The 15,358-nt window shown below is 72.0% G+C and carries 17 protein-coding genes; 5 read left to right on the top strand and 12 right to left on the bottom strand.

The genetic code is table 11. The annotated features are described in order from the left end of the window. Positions 1–20: 20 nt before the first annotated feature. The 7 genes from O7546_RS29585 to O7546_RS29555 all read right to left on the bottom strand — a co-directional run bounded on the left by O7546_RS29585 (position 21) and on the right by O7546_RS29555 (position 5,498). Entirely contained in the window at positions 21–446 is a 426-nt protein-coding gene (locus tag O7546_RS29585) for a DUF4247 domain-containing protein (RefSeq protein WP_194800181.1), read from the bottom strand. Next, positions 443–937, bottom strand: coding sequence for a DUF2617 family protein (locus O7546_RS29580; protein ID WP_269697917.1), 495 nt, complete (start codon positions 935–937; stop codon positions 443–445). Before O7546_RS29580 ends, O7546_RS29585 begins: the two co-directional genes overlap by 4 nt. A 1-nt stretch (position 938) precedes the next feature. Further along, on the bottom strand, positions 939–1,577 hold the full coding sequence (locus O7546_RS29575; protein WP_269697916.1) for a DUF4178 domain-containing protein: 639 nt from the start codon (positions 1,575–1,577) through the stop codon (positions 939–941). A gap of 81 nt (positions 1,578–1,658) precedes the next feature. Continuing rightward, positions 1,659–2,039 (bottom strand): hypothetical protein, encoded by a 381-nt coding sequence (locus tag O7546_RS29570; protein WP_269697915.1) that lies wholly within the window; start codon positions 2,037–2,039, stop codon positions 1,659–1,661. Positions 2,040–2,190: 151 nt separating this feature from the next. Continuing rightward, complete coding sequence (gene clpB, locus O7546_RS29565; protein WP_281600287.1) at positions 2,191–4,782, bottom strand: ATP-dependent chaperone ClpB; 2,592 nt, start codon at positions 4,780–4,782, stop codon at positions 2,191–2,193. 159 nt (positions 4,783–4,941) lie between these two features. Continuing rightward, the gene (locus tag O7546_RS29560) at positions 4,942–5,196 is read right to left on the bottom strand and encodes a hypothetical protein (protein ID WP_120572377.1); all 255 of its coding nucleotides are present in this window, start codon (positions 5,194–5,196) and stop codon (positions 4,942–4,944) included. Continuing rightward, positions 5,193–5,498 (bottom strand): DivIVA domain-containing protein, encoded by a 306-nt coding sequence (locus O7546_RS29555; protein WP_228531881.1) that lies wholly within the window; start codon positions 5,496–5,498, stop codon positions 5,193–5,195. The genes O7546_RS29560 and O7546_RS29555 overlap by 4 nt, the downstream gene beginning before the upstream one ends. 265 nt (positions 5,499–5,763) lie before the next feature. On the opposite strand from O7546_RS29555, the gene O7546_RS29550 reads away from it, so the two are divergent. The 4 genes from O7546_RS29550 (at position 5,764) to O7546_RS29535 (ending at position 8,378) form a co-directional block, all read left to right on the top strand. Next, positions 5,764–5,994, top strand: coding sequence for a winged helix-turn-helix domain-containing protein (locus tag O7546_RS29550; RefSeq protein ID WP_120572379.1), 231 nt, complete (start codon positions 5,764–5,766; stop codon positions 5,992–5,994). A 68-nt stretch (positions 5,995–6,062) separates the two neighbouring features. Next, positions 6,063–6,563 carry a cation:proton antiporter regulatory subunit gene (locus tag O7546_RS29545; RefSeq protein ID WP_047892103.1) on the top strand — a complete coding sequence of 167 codons (501 nt, stop codon included), beginning with the start codon at positions 6,063–6,065 and terminating at the stop codon, positions 6,561–6,563. A 5-nt stretch (positions 6,564–6,568) separates the two neighbouring features. Continuing rightward, positions 6,569–7,786, top strand: a complete 1,218-nt coding sequence (locus O7546_RS29540) for a cation:proton antiporter (RefSeq protein WP_194800188.1) — start codon at positions 6,569–6,571, stop codon at positions 7,784–7,786. Between the two features lie 163 nt (positions 7,787–7,949). After that, positions 7,950–8,378, top strand: coding sequence for a hypothetical protein (locus tag O7546_RS29535; protein ID WP_135242700.1), 429 nt, complete (start codon positions 7,950–7,952; stop codon positions 8,376–8,378). A gap of 173 nt (positions 8,379–8,551) precedes the next feature. Here O7546_RS29535 and O7546_RS29530 read toward each other — a convergent pair whose 3' ends face one another. The 5 genes from O7546_RS29530 to dnaK all read right to left on the bottom strand — a co-directional run bounded on the left by O7546_RS29530 (position 8,552) and on the right by dnaK (position 13,315). After that, positions 8,552–8,758: a hypothetical protein gene (locus O7546_RS29530; protein ID WP_013283368.1), complete on the bottom strand. Its 207-nt coding sequence runs from the start codon at positions 8,756–8,758 to the stop codon at positions 8,552–8,554. Positions 8,759–8,934: 176 nt separating this feature from the next. Further along, entirely contained in the window at positions 8,935–9,375 is a 441-nt protein-coding gene (locus O7546_RS29525) for a MerR family transcriptional regulator (protein ID WP_120572381.1), read from the bottom strand. Between the two features lie 24 nt (positions 9,376–9,399). Next, entirely contained in the window at positions 9,400–10,587 is a 1,188-nt protein-coding gene (gene dnaJ, locus O7546_RS29520) for a molecular chaperone DnaJ (RefSeq protein ID WP_269697913.1), read from the bottom strand. 79 nt (positions 10,588–10,666) lie between these two features. Next, on the bottom strand, positions 10,667–11,404 hold the full coding sequence (gene grpE / locus O7546_RS29515; RefSeq protein ID WP_281600286.1) for a nucleotide exchange factor GrpE: 738 nt from the start codon (positions 11,402–11,404) through the stop codon (positions 10,667–10,669). A 48-nt stretch (positions 11,405–11,452) separates the two neighbouring features. After that, positions 11,453–13,315 (bottom strand): molecular chaperone DnaK, encoded by a 1,863-nt coding sequence (gene dnaK / locus O7546_RS29510; protein ID WP_013473404.1) that lies wholly within the window; start codon positions 13,313–13,315, stop codon positions 11,453–11,455. 210 nt (positions 13,316–13,525) lie between these two features. Here dnaK and O7546_RS29505 point away from each other — a divergent pair, with 210 nt between their 5' ends. Continuing rightward, a complete protein-coding gene (locus O7546_RS29505) occupies positions 13,526–15,343 on the top strand; it encodes an ABC transporter (protein WP_194800192.1) in 1,818 nt (605 codons plus the stop codon). Positions 15,344–15,358 lie beyond the last annotated feature (15 nt).

Raw genomic sequence — 15,358 nt, 5'->3', positions numbered from 1 at the left:
GGGTGAGGGGGTCGGAGGGGCTACTTGCCGGAACCGGGGCCGCCGCCCCGGACCGTGCTGCCTCGGCCCCAGCCCCAGCTGTTGCCGACGACGTTGTGGTACCGGGGGTAGGCGGTGGTCATCTTCTCCAGCAGGATCACCGAGCCGACGGCGAGCGGGAGGATCACCACCGAGTCGTCGTCGTAGCGCAGGTAGACGCCGCTGCCGTCGACGTACTGGTCGGCCGGCTTCCAGGCGTCGGTGATCTGCTTGGACACGTCGCTCGGCGCCTTGTTCGAGGTGTACGCGATCGCGTTCGAGCCGATGTCCCGCCCGGTGGCGCGGGAGAAGTTGTCCTCCACGTAGCCGCGGGGCGAGAAGTTGCCGTAGAAGATCGTGAAGGCGGCGATGAGCGCGCCGATGACGGCGACCGCCACGCCCACCACGAACCACCGTCGGTACGTCACAGCTCCTCCACCACCGTCTCGGTCAGGACCAGCTCGTTCGTCTGCGGGTAGGCGTGCCAGGTGCGCCAGGCGAGCGCGCCGTCCGGCGGGCCGGGCCGCACGGAGAGCGCGGTGACCGCGTCCTCGTCACCGGGGAAGACGCCGATCAGCGCGTACGGGTCCTCGGCCAGCTCGGCGCGCAGCGCCGCGACCCGGGTACGCAGGCCGTCGCCCTCCGGCCGGAGCACAGTGGCGAGGAACCGGTAGCCGGCCGTCTCGTCGTGCAGCGTGCCGGGCAGGTGCGGCGGGCGGCCGGGCAGGCAGGCGACCGTCTCGGTGAGCCCGCCGAGCACCACCTGGTGGGAGGCGCCGAGCAGGCGCAGCCGCAGCCGGGGCAGGCCGGGCAGGTCGATGTCGCGTACGGCCAGCGCCGGCAGCTCCGGGCCGCCCAGGGCCAGGCTCAGATCGGCGGCGCTGGTGTCGACGTACGGCGCGTCCAGACAGACGAGCACGTCAGCGCACCGTCTCCGGGCCGCCCTGCGGGTAGATCATCACCTCGGCGCGGCGCAACTCCTCGCCGAGGTTGACCTCCCAGCCGGCCTCCCCGTACGCCTCGAACGACAGCCGTGCGCCGCCGGGCGCCTGGTAGTCGTAGTAGCGCATGGTGCCGTGCGGGTCGAGGCCGGTGCCCTCGGTCGCGGTGTAGCGGGCCTGGCCCGACTCGTCCCAGTTGTAGCGTCGGCCGGCCATCTCCAGCGTCGGGGCGCCGGGCGTCACGGTGGCCCCCGGCTCGCTGGTCCAGAGCACCATCTCCAGGTCCGGGTCGGACTCGACGGAGAGCCAGCGCTTCACGCCGCCCGCGTCGTCGAGCAGGTGCTCCGCCCAGCTCCAGCCGCCCTCGACCAGGTGCACCGAGCCGCGCACGGTGTACGGCACCGTACGGATCTCGACGATGTCACCGGGCTTGAGGGCGCGCGGGTCACCACGCAGCGCGTCGGCGTCCCGGTCCCGGAACGGATCACCCGGCGCCGCCTTCGTCTTCGGGTGGGACGCCGACCGGGACTTCCGTACCGCGATGACAGCGATCACCACACCGGCCACCCCGACGAGGCACCCCAGCGTGGTCACCACGTACGCCAACGAACCGTTCACTACCGCCTCCCCCAACGCGCTCGGCGGGAACGGTAACAACCGCACGCACGCCTTCTGAAGTCCTGTTCGCTGAGTGTGCGCTCAGCTACCTTCGGCACCGGCGAGCCGGTCGACGGCGTATTCGCCCAGCGTGGCGCGGCCCATGAGGCAGCCGGAGAACGTGGTGAACTCGCCGTCGTCGCCGCGCAGCCGCGTCCAGGCGTCCCGCCCGGCGGCCGGGTCGACAGCCTCCAGCAACGTGGCCGCGTACGCCCGGCCGGCCGGCGAACCCTTGCGGAGCAACCTGTCGACCCGCTTGCGGGCCGCCTCCGGGTGCTCCCGCAACCCCTGTTCCAGCGTCCGGTACGCCTCGGTCGCGGGCAGGATCTGCCCGGCCAGCCCCACCCCGCCGAAGGCGAGGGTGTCCGCGTCGTCGAGTTCCCGCGCCGCCGCGTCCAGTTCCCGTTCCCAGCTCCCGCTCATGCCCCACTATGTGCCCACCCCACCAACCCCTCACCCCTCCCTGCCCTCCGCCCCCGCCCCGGTCCCTCGCCCTCCCCGGTGATCGCCAGGGGCGGGGCGGGGACGGGGAAGGCCCGGCCGGGACGGCCGGGCCTTCGCGGGGTGGTGCGGGTCAGGCGGCGGTGACCGCCAGGGACTCCTTGGAGTCGGACAGGTCGACGCGGACCGTGTCGCCGTCGCGGATCTCACCGGCCAGCAGCGCCCTGGCGAGCTGGTCGCCGATCGCCGACTGCACCAGCCGGCGCAGCGGGCGGGCACCGTAGATCGGGTCGTAACCGTGCTCGGCCAGCCACGTCCGGGCCGCCTCGGTGATCTCCAGGCCCAACCGGCGGTCCGCTAGACGGGTTCGCATCCGGTCGAGCTGGATGTCCACGATCGACCGCAGGTCCTCGCCCTGGAGCGCGGCGAACACCACGATGTCGTCGAGCCGGTTGAGGAACTCCGGCTTGAAGTGCGACCGGACCACCGCGAGCACGCCCTCCCGGCGCTCGTTCTCGGTGAGCGTCAGGTCGCTGATCACCGACGAGCCCAGGTTCGAGGTGAGGATCAGGATCGCGTTGCGGAAGTCCACGGTACGGCCCTGACCGTCGGTGAGCCGGCCGTCGTCGAGCACCTGGAGCAGCACGTCGAAGACGTCCGGGTGGGCCTTCTCCACCTCGTCCAGCAGGATCACCGAGTACGGGCGGCGGCGTACCGCCTCGGTGAGCTGGCCGCCCTCCTCGTAGCCGACGTACCCGGGCGGGGCACCGACCAGGCGGGCCACGGAGTGCTTCTCGCCGTACTCGCTCATGTCGATGCGGACCATTGCCCGCTCGTCGTCGAAGAGGAACTCGGCGAGCGCCTTTGCCAGCTCGGTCTTGCCGACGCCGGTCGGGCCGAGGAACAGGAAGCTGCCGGTCGGGCGGTCCGGGTCGGCGACGCCGGCCCGGGCGCGGCGTACCGCGTCGGAGACAGCACCCACCGCCTCGGCCTGGCCGACCACGCGGGCCCGCAGCGACTCCTCCATCCGCAGCAGCTTGGCGGTCTCGCCTTCGAGCAGCCGCCCGGCGGGGATGCCGGTCCAGGAGGCGACCACGGCGGCGATGTCGTCCGCGCCGACCTCCTCCTTGAGCATCGCGCCGTCGGCCTGGAGCCGGGCCAGCTCCTCCTCGGCCTGCTTCAGCTCGGTCCGCAGCGCGGGGATCCGGCCGTACCGCAGCTCGGCGGCGCGTTCCAGCTCGCCGTCACGCTCGGCCCGCTCGGCCTCGCCGCCGAGGCGCTCCAGCTCCTCCTTGGCGGTGGAGAGCTTGGTGATGTGGCTCTTCTCGGTCTGCCAGCGCTCGGAGAGCGCGGTGAGCTGCTCGCGCTTGTCGGCCAGCTCCTTGCGCAGCCGCTCCAGGCGCTCGGCGGAAGCGGCGTCCGGCTCCTTCGCCAGCGCCATCTCCTCGATCTCCAGCCGGCGTACCGCCCGCTCGATCTCGTCCACCTCGACCGGCCGCGAGTCGATCTCCATGCGCAGCCGGGACGCGGACTCGTCCACCAGGTCGATCGCCTTGTCCGGCAGGAACCGGTCGGTGATGTACCGGTCGGAGAGCGCGGCGGCGGCGACCAGCGCGGCGTCGGTGATCCGTACGCCGTGGTGCACCTCGTAGCGCTCCTTGAGCCCGCGCAGGATGCCGATGGTGTCCTCGATGGTCGGCTCGCCGACCAGCACCGGCTGGAAGCGGCGCTCCAGGGCCGGGTCCTTCTCGATGTGCTCGCGGTACTCGTCGAGCGTGGTCGCGCCGACCATCCGCAGCTCGCCGCGCGCCAGCATCGGCTTGAGCATGTTGCCGGCGTCCATCGAGCCTTCGCCCTTGCCGGCGCCGACCACGGTGTGCAGCTCGTCCAGGAACGTGATGACCTGGCCGTCGGAGTTCTTGATCTCCTCCAGTACGGACTTCAGCCGCTCCTCGAACTGACCGCGGTACGACGCGCCGGCGACCATCGCGCCGAGGTCGAGCGAGACGAGCTTCTTGTCCCGCAGCGACTCCGGCACGTCGCCGGCCACGATGCGCTGGGCCAGGCCCTCCACGATCGCGGTCTTGCCGACGCCCGGCTCGCCGATCAGCACCGGGTTGTTCTTCGTACGCCGGGACAGCACCTGGATCACCCGGCGGATCTCCGAGTCCCGGCCGATCACCGGGTCGATCTTGCCGTCGCGGGCGCTGGCGGTGAGGTCCACGCCGTACTTGGCGAGGGCCTGGTAGGTCTGCTCCGGGTCGGCGGTGGTGACCCGGCGGTCGCCGCCTCGGACGGTCGGGAACGCGGCGACCAGGTTCTCCTCGGTGGCGCCGGAGTTCTTCAGCGCGACCGAGACCGCGCCGCCGACCCGGGCCAGCCCGGCCAGCAGGTGCTCGGTGGAGGTGTACTCGTCGCCCAGCGGCCGCGCAATCTGCTCGGCGGCGCCGATGGCGTTGACGAACTCGCGGGCCAGGGTCGGCTCGGCGATGCTCGACCCGCGTGCGGCGGGCAGCGCGTCGACCGACCGCTGGGCGACGCGGCGCAGCTCGGCGGGGTCGGCCCCGACGGCGCGCAGCAGGCCCGCGGCGGTCGAGCCCTCGGTGTCCAGCAGTGACAGCAGCAGGTGCCAGGGCTCCACGGTGGCGTGACCGCGCTGGTTCGCCAGCGCGACGGCACCGGTGATGGCCTCGCGGCTCTTGGTGGTGAGACGTTCCGTGTTCATGGGCTCCCCCGGATCGGCGTGTCCACTGGACATGACACAACCAGAGTTGAGTCTATTCCGCTCAACTCCACCCCTGTGACCTGAGTCACCCTCCTCCGGTCCGGCCGGAGAGATCTTGGTACGAAAAGGCCCTTGGAGGGGCCGTTTCGTACCAAGATCTCAGCGACGCGGGAGACGCGCGAGGCAGGGGGTCTCGTGGTCGGCGCGCAGCACGCAACGCCGGCCGCCGTCCAGCTTGCGGTCACAGAACACCCAATGGCGTACGGCCTGGTCGTCCTCGGCCGAGACGGTGATCCCGCCCAGCTCCACCACCGCGAGGAAGGCCAACGACCGCCCGGCCGTGCGACCGAGCATCTTCGCCCGAGCCAGATCGGCCGCGCGCACCGGCAGATGGATCACGTACCGCCCGGTCACGGCCGCCCGGCCAGGTCACGCATCGACGGGGCCTGCCGGGACTGCCACTCGCGCAACGCACCCTTGATCCGGGCCGTCTCCTCACGACTCCGGGCGACTTCGGCGTACGCGGCGGCGAGATCCCCGGCGGCGCGATCCAGGAACGCCGCGACCTCGGCCGGGTCCAGCCCTCGACGGCACGTCGTGAAGCGGCGGCCCCGCACCTGCCAGGGCCGCAGCGGAAGGTACGACGCGGAGCGGTAGGCGCCGACCGGCGCGGAGTTGGGCGGGGTCAGGCTCCGCCGCTTCGGACGTATTCGCAGGAGATTGCGCACGACACTGTCCCTTCTTGGAGACCAAAGGAGACGGGTGAGGCGACACGACTGGCCGCGCACGACCAGTCGCGCCGACCACGGGTGCCAACCGGAGGGCCGGTTTGCCTACCAGGCGTTCCGCCGAAGGCATCCGCACGAGGAACATACAATGCAAAGCATTGCATGACAAGGAGTGAGCATGCTTAGCACGCGAAGTGTTGGCTGACCGGTCTGACTCGTGGGAAGATCTTGGGGCCTACCAGGAGTTGCCGCCATGCCCCGAGTTTCGGACCGTCAGAGAATCGCGCAGGACATCAGAGACAAGATCGCTTCGGGCGAGTACGGCCCCGGCGACAAACTCCCCTCCCTGCGTGAGCTGATCGCGCACTACCAGGTGTCTGCGGAGCCGGTCCGCTCGGCGCTGTTGATCCTTCAAGCCGAAGGTCTGGTCGAGGGGCATCAGGGCAAGGGCACCTATGTCACCGCTCGCGACGACGCCCCCTGATCCCGCACCACCGGGCACCCGATCCACCCCGGACGCGGCAGGTGCGTGCCCGGAGTAGCCTCACCGGCGTGCGAGTACGTGTCGAACAGACCGCCCTGCCCGGGATCGGCGTACGTCATGATCTGATGACGGAGTCCGGCCGCCGGCTCGGCGTGGTCTCCCACCGCAATGGCCGTCGCGACCTGGTCCTCTACGACCCGGACGATCCCGACTCCTGCCAACACGACATACCCCTGACCGACGACGAGGCGGAGGCGCTCGCCGACATCCTCGGCGCGTCGCTGATGCTGGGTCAGCTCTCCGGTCTGCGTGAGCAGGCCGCCGGGTTGCTGACCGAGCAGATCGCCATCCCGGCGGGGTCGAAGTACGTCGGCAGGCGGCTCGCGGACACCAAGGCACGCACCCGGACCAGCGCGTCGATCGTGGCCGTGCTGCGTCAGGGCGCCGTGAACGTCTCGCCCGATCCCACCTTCCGGTTCGAAGCCGGCGATGTGGTCGTCGTGGTCGGTACCCGTCAGGGGCTCGACGGCGTGACCGCGATCCTCGCCGAGACCGATCCGGACGGCTGACGCGTATGCACGAAACCACAATCCTGCTCATCGAGGTCGGTGCGCTGCTGCTCCTGCTCGGCCTGCTCGGCCGGCTGAGCCGTCGCTTCGGCGTGTCGCCCATCCCCCTGTACCTGCTCGCCGGCCTGGCGTTCGGGCACGGTGGGCTGCTGCCGCTCAACGCCAGCGAGGAGTTCTTCGCGGTCGGCGCCGAGATCGGCGTGATCCTGCTGCTGGTCATGCTCGGCCTGGAGTACAGCGCCAACGAACTGGTGGGCAACCTCCGGTCCGCCGCGCCGGCCGGCGTGATCGACGCGGTGTTCAACGCGCTGCCCGGGTTCGCCTTCGCGCTCCTGCTCGGCTGGGGCTGGGTGGCGGCGGTGGTGCTCGCGGGCGTCACGTGGGTGTCGTCGTCCGGCGTGATCGCCAAGGTGCTCGGTGACCTGGGCCGGGTCGGTAACCGGGAGACCCCGGTGATCCTGTCCGTCCTGGTGATCGAGGACCTGGCGATGGCCCTCTATCTGCCGCTGGTCACCGCGCTGCTCGCCGGGGTCGGCCTGATGAAGGGCGGCATCGCGCTCGCCATCGCGGTGTTCACCGTCGTCGTGGTGCTGGCCGTGGCGATCCGGTACGGCCACCTGATCTCCGCCGCGCTCTCCGCCAAGGATCCGGAGGCGCTGCTGCTCGGGGTGCTCGGCCTGACCCTGCTGGTGGCGGGCGTCGCGGCCAAGCTCCAGGTGTCGGCGGCGGTCGGCGCGTTCCTGGTGGGCATCGCGTTGTCCGGGCCGGTGGCGCACCACGCCACCGAGCTGCTCTCCCCGCTGCGTGACCTGTTCGCCGCGGTCTTCTTCGTCTTCTTCGGGCTGGTCACCAACCCGCTGGACATGCCGCCGGTGCTGCTGCCCGCGCTGCTGCTCGCAGTGGTGACCATGGCGACGAAGGTGGCGACCGGCTACCTGGCCGCCCGCCGGGCCGGGATCGCCGAGCCCGGACGCTGGCGGGCCGGCCTGGCGCTTACTCCACGCGGCGAGTTCTCCATCGTCATCGCCGGGCTGGCCGTCGCGGCCGTCTACCCGGTGGAGCCGAAGCTCGCCGCGCTCGCCACCGCGTACGTGTTGATCACGGTGGTGACCGGGCCGCTGCTCGCCCGCCTGCCGGACAGCCCGTGGTTCAAGCAGTGGCTGCGCACCCGCGCCGCCGCCGCTCGTCCGCCCGCGCCGCTGCCCCTGGGCTCCGGCGACTGACCGGGCCGGGCCGGATCAGCCGAGGGCAGATCCGGCCCGGCGTTGTCAAATTGATCCCGGGAAGGTCTACCCCTGCTCTGTCCAACCGCGTTAACGTTTCGGCCCAGCAGCCAGGGTCCGCGGGTGGCCTGCGCCCCCGCCAGCGCAAGCGGAAGGTCGGCCGGTGAGCGTGCAGGAAGAGACGTTCCGCGGCTTCGCCAACCCGGTCGATCCCTCGCCCGCCGAGCTTCGGTCGTGGGCGTATCAGCCGGATTCGGTGCCGCTGACCTCGATGCCGCCGGACTGGGATCTGCTGGTCGCCGGTGACCACCTGGTGCAGACGCTGTTCGATCTGGCGATGGACCAGGGCTGCCCGGCGCGGCGGTTCGCGCTGCACTGCCTCTACATCTACGCCGCCGACGGCATCCGGACGAACTTCCGCGCCCACCCCAAGCGCCGGTTCCGCAAGCTGGTCGAGCAGGCCGAGAAGTCCGGCGACGACCTGATGCGCAACTGGGCGCACAACAGCCGGGTGCTGCTCGCCCGGCCGGATCTCTTCGTCTACCGGGACTGGTGCGAGGGCGGCCTGGTCCGCGAGAACCGCCGCCTCTGACCCCCCGGATCAGCGTCGCCCAGCCACCTCGACCCGACCCGCCTGGTCGATCATGAACTTGGCGGTGTTTGGTGTCCGGTTTGTCTCCGCCAACTTCATGATCGACCGCGAGGGGCGGGACACGAACGGGCCGGGATCCCCCGTGGATCCCGGCCCGCACGTCGGCAGGCCGTCTAGGTCGACCCGCCCTGCTTCTTGCGCCGCTCGTCGTCCCGCGCCCGGTCCACGCCGTGGTCCGTCTGGTCGGCGAAGCGCCCTTCCTTGACCTTGTCGCTGAAGCGTCCCTCGGTGACCCTGTCGAACCGCTCGCGGACGTTCTCGGCCACTTTCTCCAGCCGTTCCTCCGCGCGCTCGGCCACCTTCTTCGCCGGTTCCGTCATGGCTCCCCCCGCCAGCCCGGAGTCCGATTTGAGGCTTTTTTGCCCTGCGGAAAGCCTAGTCGACCCTGCTCTGCCGTACCCCGGCTTTCCCCGAGCCGGGCGGCGGACCGCCCGGGGAACGACGAAGGCCGGCGCAGCCCCGGGGGAGCGGGGCGCACCGGCCTTCCGGTACGAGGTCAGCGGTCGGGAGCGCGGCGCGGACGCCAGACGACGAGCGCGGTGGACGTCCGGTTGGTGGGCACGAGGTCGCCGCGGGGGAAGCCGCCGAGTGACTCCAGCTCGGCGATCCGCCGGTACGCGGCGTCCAGTTCCGCCTCCAGCCGGGCCACCCGCTGCTGCGCCTCTTCGAGCAGCCGCTCCAACCCGATGATCCGCTTGACCCCGGCCAGGTTGATCCCGTCGTCCTGGCTGAGCCGCTGCACCTCGCGGAGCAGCACCACGTCCCGGACGCTGTACCGGCGACCGCCGCCGGACGCCCGGCCGGCCTGCACCAGGCCCAGCCGGTCGTACTGGCGCAGCGTCTGGGGGTGCATCCCCGCCATCCGCGCGGCCACCGAGATCATCAAGACCTTGGCCTCGTAGGCCGGGTCACCCGAGCCGACGTACTCCTCCGACATGCCCGCTCACCTCCGGTGCCGCCGTCAACTGAATCGACGTACCCGCGCGTCGAGATGTTCCCGCGCGGCGGGCGGAGTCTGCGCCGCGAAGGTCTCCAGCGCCGCCCGCGCCTCGTCCGAGACCTTCGCCGGGACCACCACGTCGAGCGTGACCAGCAGGTCACCTGCGCGGCCGTCCTTGCGTACGACGCCCTTGCCGCGGGCGCGCAGCACCCGCCCGCTGGGCGTACCCGGTGGCACCCGCAGGGTCACCGTCCCGTCCAGGGTCGGCACGCGCAGGTCCGTGCCGAGAACCGCCTCGGCGTACGTGATCGGGACGGTCAGGGTCAGGTCGTCCCCGGTGCGCCCGAACAGCTCGTCCGGGCGGACCTTCACCTGCACGAACAGGTCGCCTGCCGGACCGCCCCGCTCGCCGGGCTCGCCCCGGCCGGCCAGGCGGATCCGCTGCCCGTCGGCCACCCCGGCGGGGAAGCGCACGTTCAGCGTGCGGGTCTTGGTGACACCGCCGGTGCCGTGGCACTCCGGGCACTTCTCCTCGACGATCGTGCCGACGCCCTGGCAGTTGCGGCACGGCTCGGAGAAGCTGAACGACCCCTGGTTGCGGGTGGTCACCCCGGCGCCGTGGCAGACCGGGCAGGCCACCGGCTGGGTGCCGGGCTTCGCGCCGTTGCCGTGGCAGGTGTCGCAGACGCCGGGTGCGCGCAGCGTCAGCGGCAGCGTGACGCCGCGTACCGCGTCGTCGAAGTCGAGCGCCACCTCGGTCTCGACGTCCCGGCCGCGGGCCGGGCCGCGCGGACGCGCCGGGCCTCCGCCGCCCCCGCCACCGGAGAAGATCGAGCTGAACAGGTCGGTGAAGCCGCCGCCGCTGAACCGGTTGTCGCCACCGCCGGCGCCACCGCCGAACAGGTCGGAGACGTCGAACGGCATGCCGCCCGGCTGGCCCGCGCCGCGGGCGCTGCGCCGGAAGGCGCCGGAGCCGAACAGCGAGCGCATCTCGTCGTACTCGCGGCGCTTCTTCTCGTCGCCGAGCACCGCGTACGCCTCGGAGACGGTCTTGAACCGCTCCTCGGCACCGGTGTCGCCGGGGTTGTGGTCCGGGTGCGACTCCCGGGCCAACTTGCGGTACGCCTTCTTGATCTCGTCCGAGGAGGCGGACTTGTCCACGCCCAACGCGGCGTAGTAGTCCTTCTCGATCCAGTCCTTGGAACTCACCGGTCCACCCCCTTCCACGGGTCGAACCCCGGTCGCCCCGCCCGCCCGGTGCGGGCGGGCGGGACGTCACGGGTCGGCACTACTCCGGGTCCGCGACCGCGACCATGGCGGGCCGCAGCAGCCGCTCGCCGAGCTGGTAACCACGGCGCATGACCTGTACGCAGGTCGGCTCCGTCACGTCGGCGGAGGTCTGGTGCGCCACCGCCTCGTGCCGGGTCGGGTCGAACGGGTCACCCTGCTCGCCGAACGCGGTCAGGCCGAACTTCGCGAGCGCGCCGGTGAGCTGCTCGGCCACGCTGCCGAACGGGCCCACCAGGTCGCCGTGCTCGCGGGCCCGGTCCAGGTCGTCGAGGATCGGCAGCAGCGCGGTGAGCACCGCCCCGGTGGCCTGCTCCTGGACCAGGTTGCGGTCCCGGTCGACCCGCTTGCGGTAGTTGGCGTACTCCGCAGTCACCCGCTGGAGGTCGCGGGTGCGCTCCTCCAGGTCGGTGCGGAGCGACTCCAGCTCGGCGCCGAGCGGCGTGTCCGTGCCGGTCCCGCCGTTCGGCTCGGCGGGCGAGTCGACCACGGTCGGACCGCTGACCTCGGCCTCGCCGCCGATCTCGTCGACCACGACCTCGGCCTCCTCGACCAGCCCTTCGGCGGGCGCGTCGGCGGCCGCGTCGGCCGCCGAGGCGTCGTTCGCCGGCTGCTCGGTCACCTTGCCGAGCTTGCGCTTGTCGCGGATGACGACCCGGGGTTCGTCGCCGGTGTCCTTGCCGGCGCCCGGCGCCGACCCGGTGGCACCCGGGTCGGCCGCTCGTGGCTTGTCCGTCATGCGGTTACCTCATCCCTCTGCCGTGCGAATCGTGTCCGGGACCGGATGTCACTTCTTGTCCTCGTCCACGATCTCCGCGTCGACCACGTCGTCGTCGCCACCGGCCTTCGGGCCACCGGCCGCACCCGCGCCGGCACCCGGCCCGGCCGCACCCGGTGCGGTCTGCTCACCCTCCTGCTGCTGGGCGTAGAGCAGCGAGCCCGCCTGCTGGGAGACCTGCGCCAGCTTCTCGTGCGCGGACTTGATCTTCTCGATGTCCTGCCCGCCGAGGGCGCTGCGCAGCTCGCCGAGCGCCTCGTTGAGCTGGTCGCGGTTCTCGCCGGGCAGCTTGTCGCCGCTCTCGGCGAGGAACTTCTCGGTCTGCCACTGGAGCGCCTCGGCGACGTTGCGGGTCTCGGCCTCCTCGCGGCGGCGCTTGTCCTCGTCGGCGTGCTCCTCGGCGTCCCGGCGCATCCGCTCGATGTCGTCCTTCGGCAGCGAGGAGCCGCCGGTGATCGTCATCTTCTGCTCCTTGCCGGTGCCCAGGTCCTTGGCGTGCACGTTCACGATGCCGTTGGCGTCGATGTCGAACGTGACCTCGATCTGGGGCACGCCGCGCGGGGCCGGCGGGAGACCGGTCAGCTCGAAGGTGCCGAGCTTCTTGTTGTAGGCGGCGATGTCCCGCTCGCCCTGGAACACCTGGATCAGCACCGACGGCTGGTTGTCGTCGGCGGTGGTGAACACCTCGGAACGCTTGGTCGGGATGGTGGTGTTGCGCTCGATGAGCTTGGTGAAGATGCCGCCCTTGGTCTCGATGCCCAGGCTCAGCGGGGTCACGTCGAGCAGCAGGACGTCCTTGACCTCGCCCTTGAGCACGCCCGCCTGGAGGGCGGCGCCGACGGCGACGACCTCGTCCGGGTTGACGCCCTTGTTCGGGTCGCGGCCGGTGAGCTGCTTGACCAGGTCGGTCACGGCCGGCATCCGGGTCGAGCCGCCGACCAGGATGACGTGGTCGACGTCGGAGATCTTGATGCCGGCGTCCTTGACGGCCTGCTCGAACGGGCCCTTGCAGCGGTCCAGCAGGTCCTGCGTCATGCGCTGGAACTCGGCGCGGCTGAGCGTCACGTCCAGGTGCAGCGGGCCGGCCGAACCGGCGGTGATGTACGGCAGGTTGATGTTGCTGGTGGTGGCGGCGGACAGCTCGATCTTGGCCTTCTCGGCGGCCTCCTTGAGCCGCTGCATGGCCATCTTGTCCTGCGAGAGGTCGATGCCGTGCTCACCGCGGAACGTCTTCACCAGGTGGTCGATGATCCGCTGGTCCCAGTCGTCACCACCGAGCTGGTTGTCACCGCTGGTGGACTTGACCTCCACCACGCCCTCGGCCAGCTCCAGCAGCGACACGTCGAAGGTGCCGCCACCGAGGTCGAAGACCAGGACGGTCTGCTCCTTGGAGCCCTTGTCCAGGCCGTACGCCAGGGCCGCCGCGGTCGGCTCGTTCACGATCCGCAGCACGTTGAAGCCGGCGATCTCACCGGCCTCCTTGGTGGCCTGGCGCTGCCCGTCGTTGAAGTAGGCCGGGACGGTGATCACCGCGTCGGTGATCTGCTCGCCCAGGTACGCCTCGGCGTCCCGCTTGAGCTTCATCAGCGTGCGCGCCGAGATCTCCTGCGGGGTGTACTTCTTGCCGTCGATGTCGACGGTCCAGTTGGTGCCGATCTCACGCTTGACCGACCGGATGGTCCGGTCGGGGTTGGTCACCGCCTGGCGCTTGGCGACCTCACCGACGAGCACCTCGCCGTTGCGGGCGAACGCGACGATCGAGGGAGTCGTACGCGAGCCCTCGGCGTTGGCGATGACGGTGGGCTCACCGCCCTCGAGAACGCTGACGCAGGAGTTCGTCGTGCCGAGGTCGATGCCGACCGCACGTGCCATGTTCGCTTCCTCGCTTCGTAACGGGTGAGCAGGTCAGACGGCCTGCCCGGCGGGTCGCCGGGAAGCGACCGCACCACAAGTTGAGTGAACTTGACTCAATAGTGCCACGCGATCGCCAATCCGCAAGTCGGGGTTGAGCCGACCCGGCGCAACCCGACCGTTACTACTGTCCGGTTGTCTTACCTTGCGTCGGTCGGGCACGCTTTAGCGGTGACGACGCATGGCGATTCCGCCACCCGTGCCGGCGCGCCCGCCGTCGCAGCCCGCACCGGGCCCACCACGGGCGACGATCAGCCTGCTCACGCCGCCGACGGCCTGCCCGCCGCGCTCACCGGCCTGCGCGCGGCGATCGACGCGGCCCGCTTCCCGCTCACCCTTCCCTCGGCCGAGCCGGCCCGGCACGCCGCCACCAGCCTCACCGACCAGCTCGACGACTACCTGCTGCCCCGGCTGGCCCGGCTCGACGCCCCGCTCCTGGTGGTCGTCGGCGGCTCCACCGGCGCCGGCAAGTCGACGCTCGTCAACAGCCTGGTCCAGGCTCGGGTCAGCGCGGCGGGCGTGCTCCGCCCCACCACCCGCTCCCCGGTGCTGGTGTGCAGCCCGACCGACGCGGCCTGGTTCCGGCAGGGCGAGCTGCTGCCCGGCCTGACCCGGACCACCGAGCCCAGCGAGCAGCCGGGCACCCTGCACCTGGTCACCGCGCCGGCGCTGCCGCCCGGCCTGGCCTTCCTCGACGCGCCCGACATCGACTCGGTGGTCGACGCCAACCGGGCGCTCGCCGGTCAGCTGCTCGCCGCCGCCGACCTCTGGCTGTTCGTCACCACCGCCGCCCGGTACGCCGACGCCGTCCCCTGGGAACTGCTGCGCAGCGCCCGGGCCCGGGGCACCGCAGTGGCGATGGTGCTGGACCGGGTCCCCCCGGAGGCAGCCGACGAGGTCGCCGCCCACCTGTCCGAGATGCTCGCCGAGCAGGAGCTGGGCGCCTCCCCGCTGTTCGTGCTGCCGGAGACCTGGGTGGACGGGCAGGGCCTGCTGCCGGACCGGATCACCGCGCCGCTGAGCGACTGGTTCGCCCGGCTCGCCGCCGACGCCGAGGCCCGCGCCGCGGTGGTCCGGCAGACGCTCGACGGTGCGCTGGCCGCGCTGCACCCGGTGGTGGAGGCGCTGGCCGAGGCCGCCGACGAGCAGGTGAGCGCCGCCGACGCGCTGGACGAGCGGGTCCAGGCCGCGTACCGGAGCGCGGAGCGCAGCGTCGACCAGGGGCTCAGGGACGGCCGGCTGCTGCGCGGTGAGGTGCTTGCCCGCTGGCAGGAGTTCATCGGCACCGGCGACTTCTTCCGCGGGCTGGAGGCCCGCATCGGGCGGCTGCGCGACCGGGTGGTCGCGGCGGTCACCGGGCGGCCCGCGCCGGCCGCGGAACTGCGTACCGCGATCGAGTCCCAGCTCGTCACGCTGCTGCGCGGGGTGGCGGCCGAGGCGGCGGAGAACGCGTACACCGGTTGGAAGGCGCACCCGGCGGGTGCGGCGCTGCTGGAGCCGGACCTGGCCCATCCCTCGGCCGACCTGCCGGAGCGGGCCGAGCAGCTGGTCCGCGACTGGCAGCGCGGCGTGCTGGAGCTGGTCCGGGTCGAGGGCGGCGACCGGCGGTTCGTGGCCCGCACGGCCGCGTACGCGGTGAACGCCACCGGCCTCGCCGTCATGATCGGCGTGTTCGCCTCCACCGCGTTCATCCCGACCGGCCTGGAGGTCGCCGCGGGCACCGGTACGGCGGTGGCCGGGCAGACGGTGCTCCAGGCGATCTTCGGCGACCAGGCGGTCCGCAACCTGGCCCGCAAGGCCCGCGTCGACCTGCTCGACCGGGTCGGCAAGCTGCTGGCCGAGGAGGCCGAGCGCTACCTGAGCCGCACCGAGGCCGAGCGCCCCGCCGCCAACGCCGGTGCGGCGCTGCGCTGGGCCGCCGTCGAGGTCGAGCGGGCCCGGCACCGCAGCGGCCTGTTCCCGAACATCGAGCAGGACGGTCGCCCGTGAGCAACGTCGTCGGAC

It is taken from the genome of Micromonospora sp. WMMA1976 (assembly GCF_027497335.1).
GTDB classification, from domain to species: Bacteria; Actinomycetota; Actinomycetes; order Mycobacteriales; family Micromonosporaceae; genus Micromonospora; species Micromonospora aurantiaca.
Note: the sequence above shows the minus strand (reverse complement) of the source record. Positions and strands in the feature narration are given on the sequence as shown.

Excerpts from the sequence above, each read along its gene's own strand:
- O7546_RS29530 (WP_013283368.1), bottom strand. The coding sequence starts at position 8,758 with ATGACGGAACCGGCGAAGAAGGTGGCCGAGCGCGCGGAGGAACGGCTG.
- O7546_RS29570 (WP_269697915.1), bottom strand. The coding sequence starts at position 2,039 with ATGAGCGGGAGCTGGGAACGGGAACTGGACGCGGCGGCGCGGGAACTC.
- O7546_RS29540 (WP_194800188.1), top strand. The coding sequence starts at position 6,569 with ATGCACGAAACCACAATCCTGCTCATCGAGGTCGGTGCGCTGCTGCTC.
- dnaK (WP_013473404.1), bottom strand. The coding sequence starts at position 13,315 with ATGGCACGTGCGGTCGGCATCGACCTCGGCACGACGAACTCCTGCGTC.
- O7546_RS29525 (WP_120572381.1), bottom strand. The coding sequence starts at position 9,375 with ATGTCGGAGGAGTACGTCGGCTCGGGTGACCCGGCCTACGAGGCCAAG.
- grpE (WP_281600286.1), bottom strand. The coding sequence starts at position 11,404 with ATGACGGACAAGCCACGAGCGGCCGACCCGGGTGCCACCGGGTCGGCG.
- O7546_RS29550 (WP_120572379.1), top strand. The coding sequence starts at position 5,764 with ATGCCCCGAGTTTCGGACCGTCAGAGAATCGCGCAGGACATCAGAGAC.
- clpB (WP_281600287.1), bottom strand. The coding sequence starts at position 4,782 with ATGAACACGGAACGTCTCACCACCAAGAGCCGCGAGGCCATCACCGGT.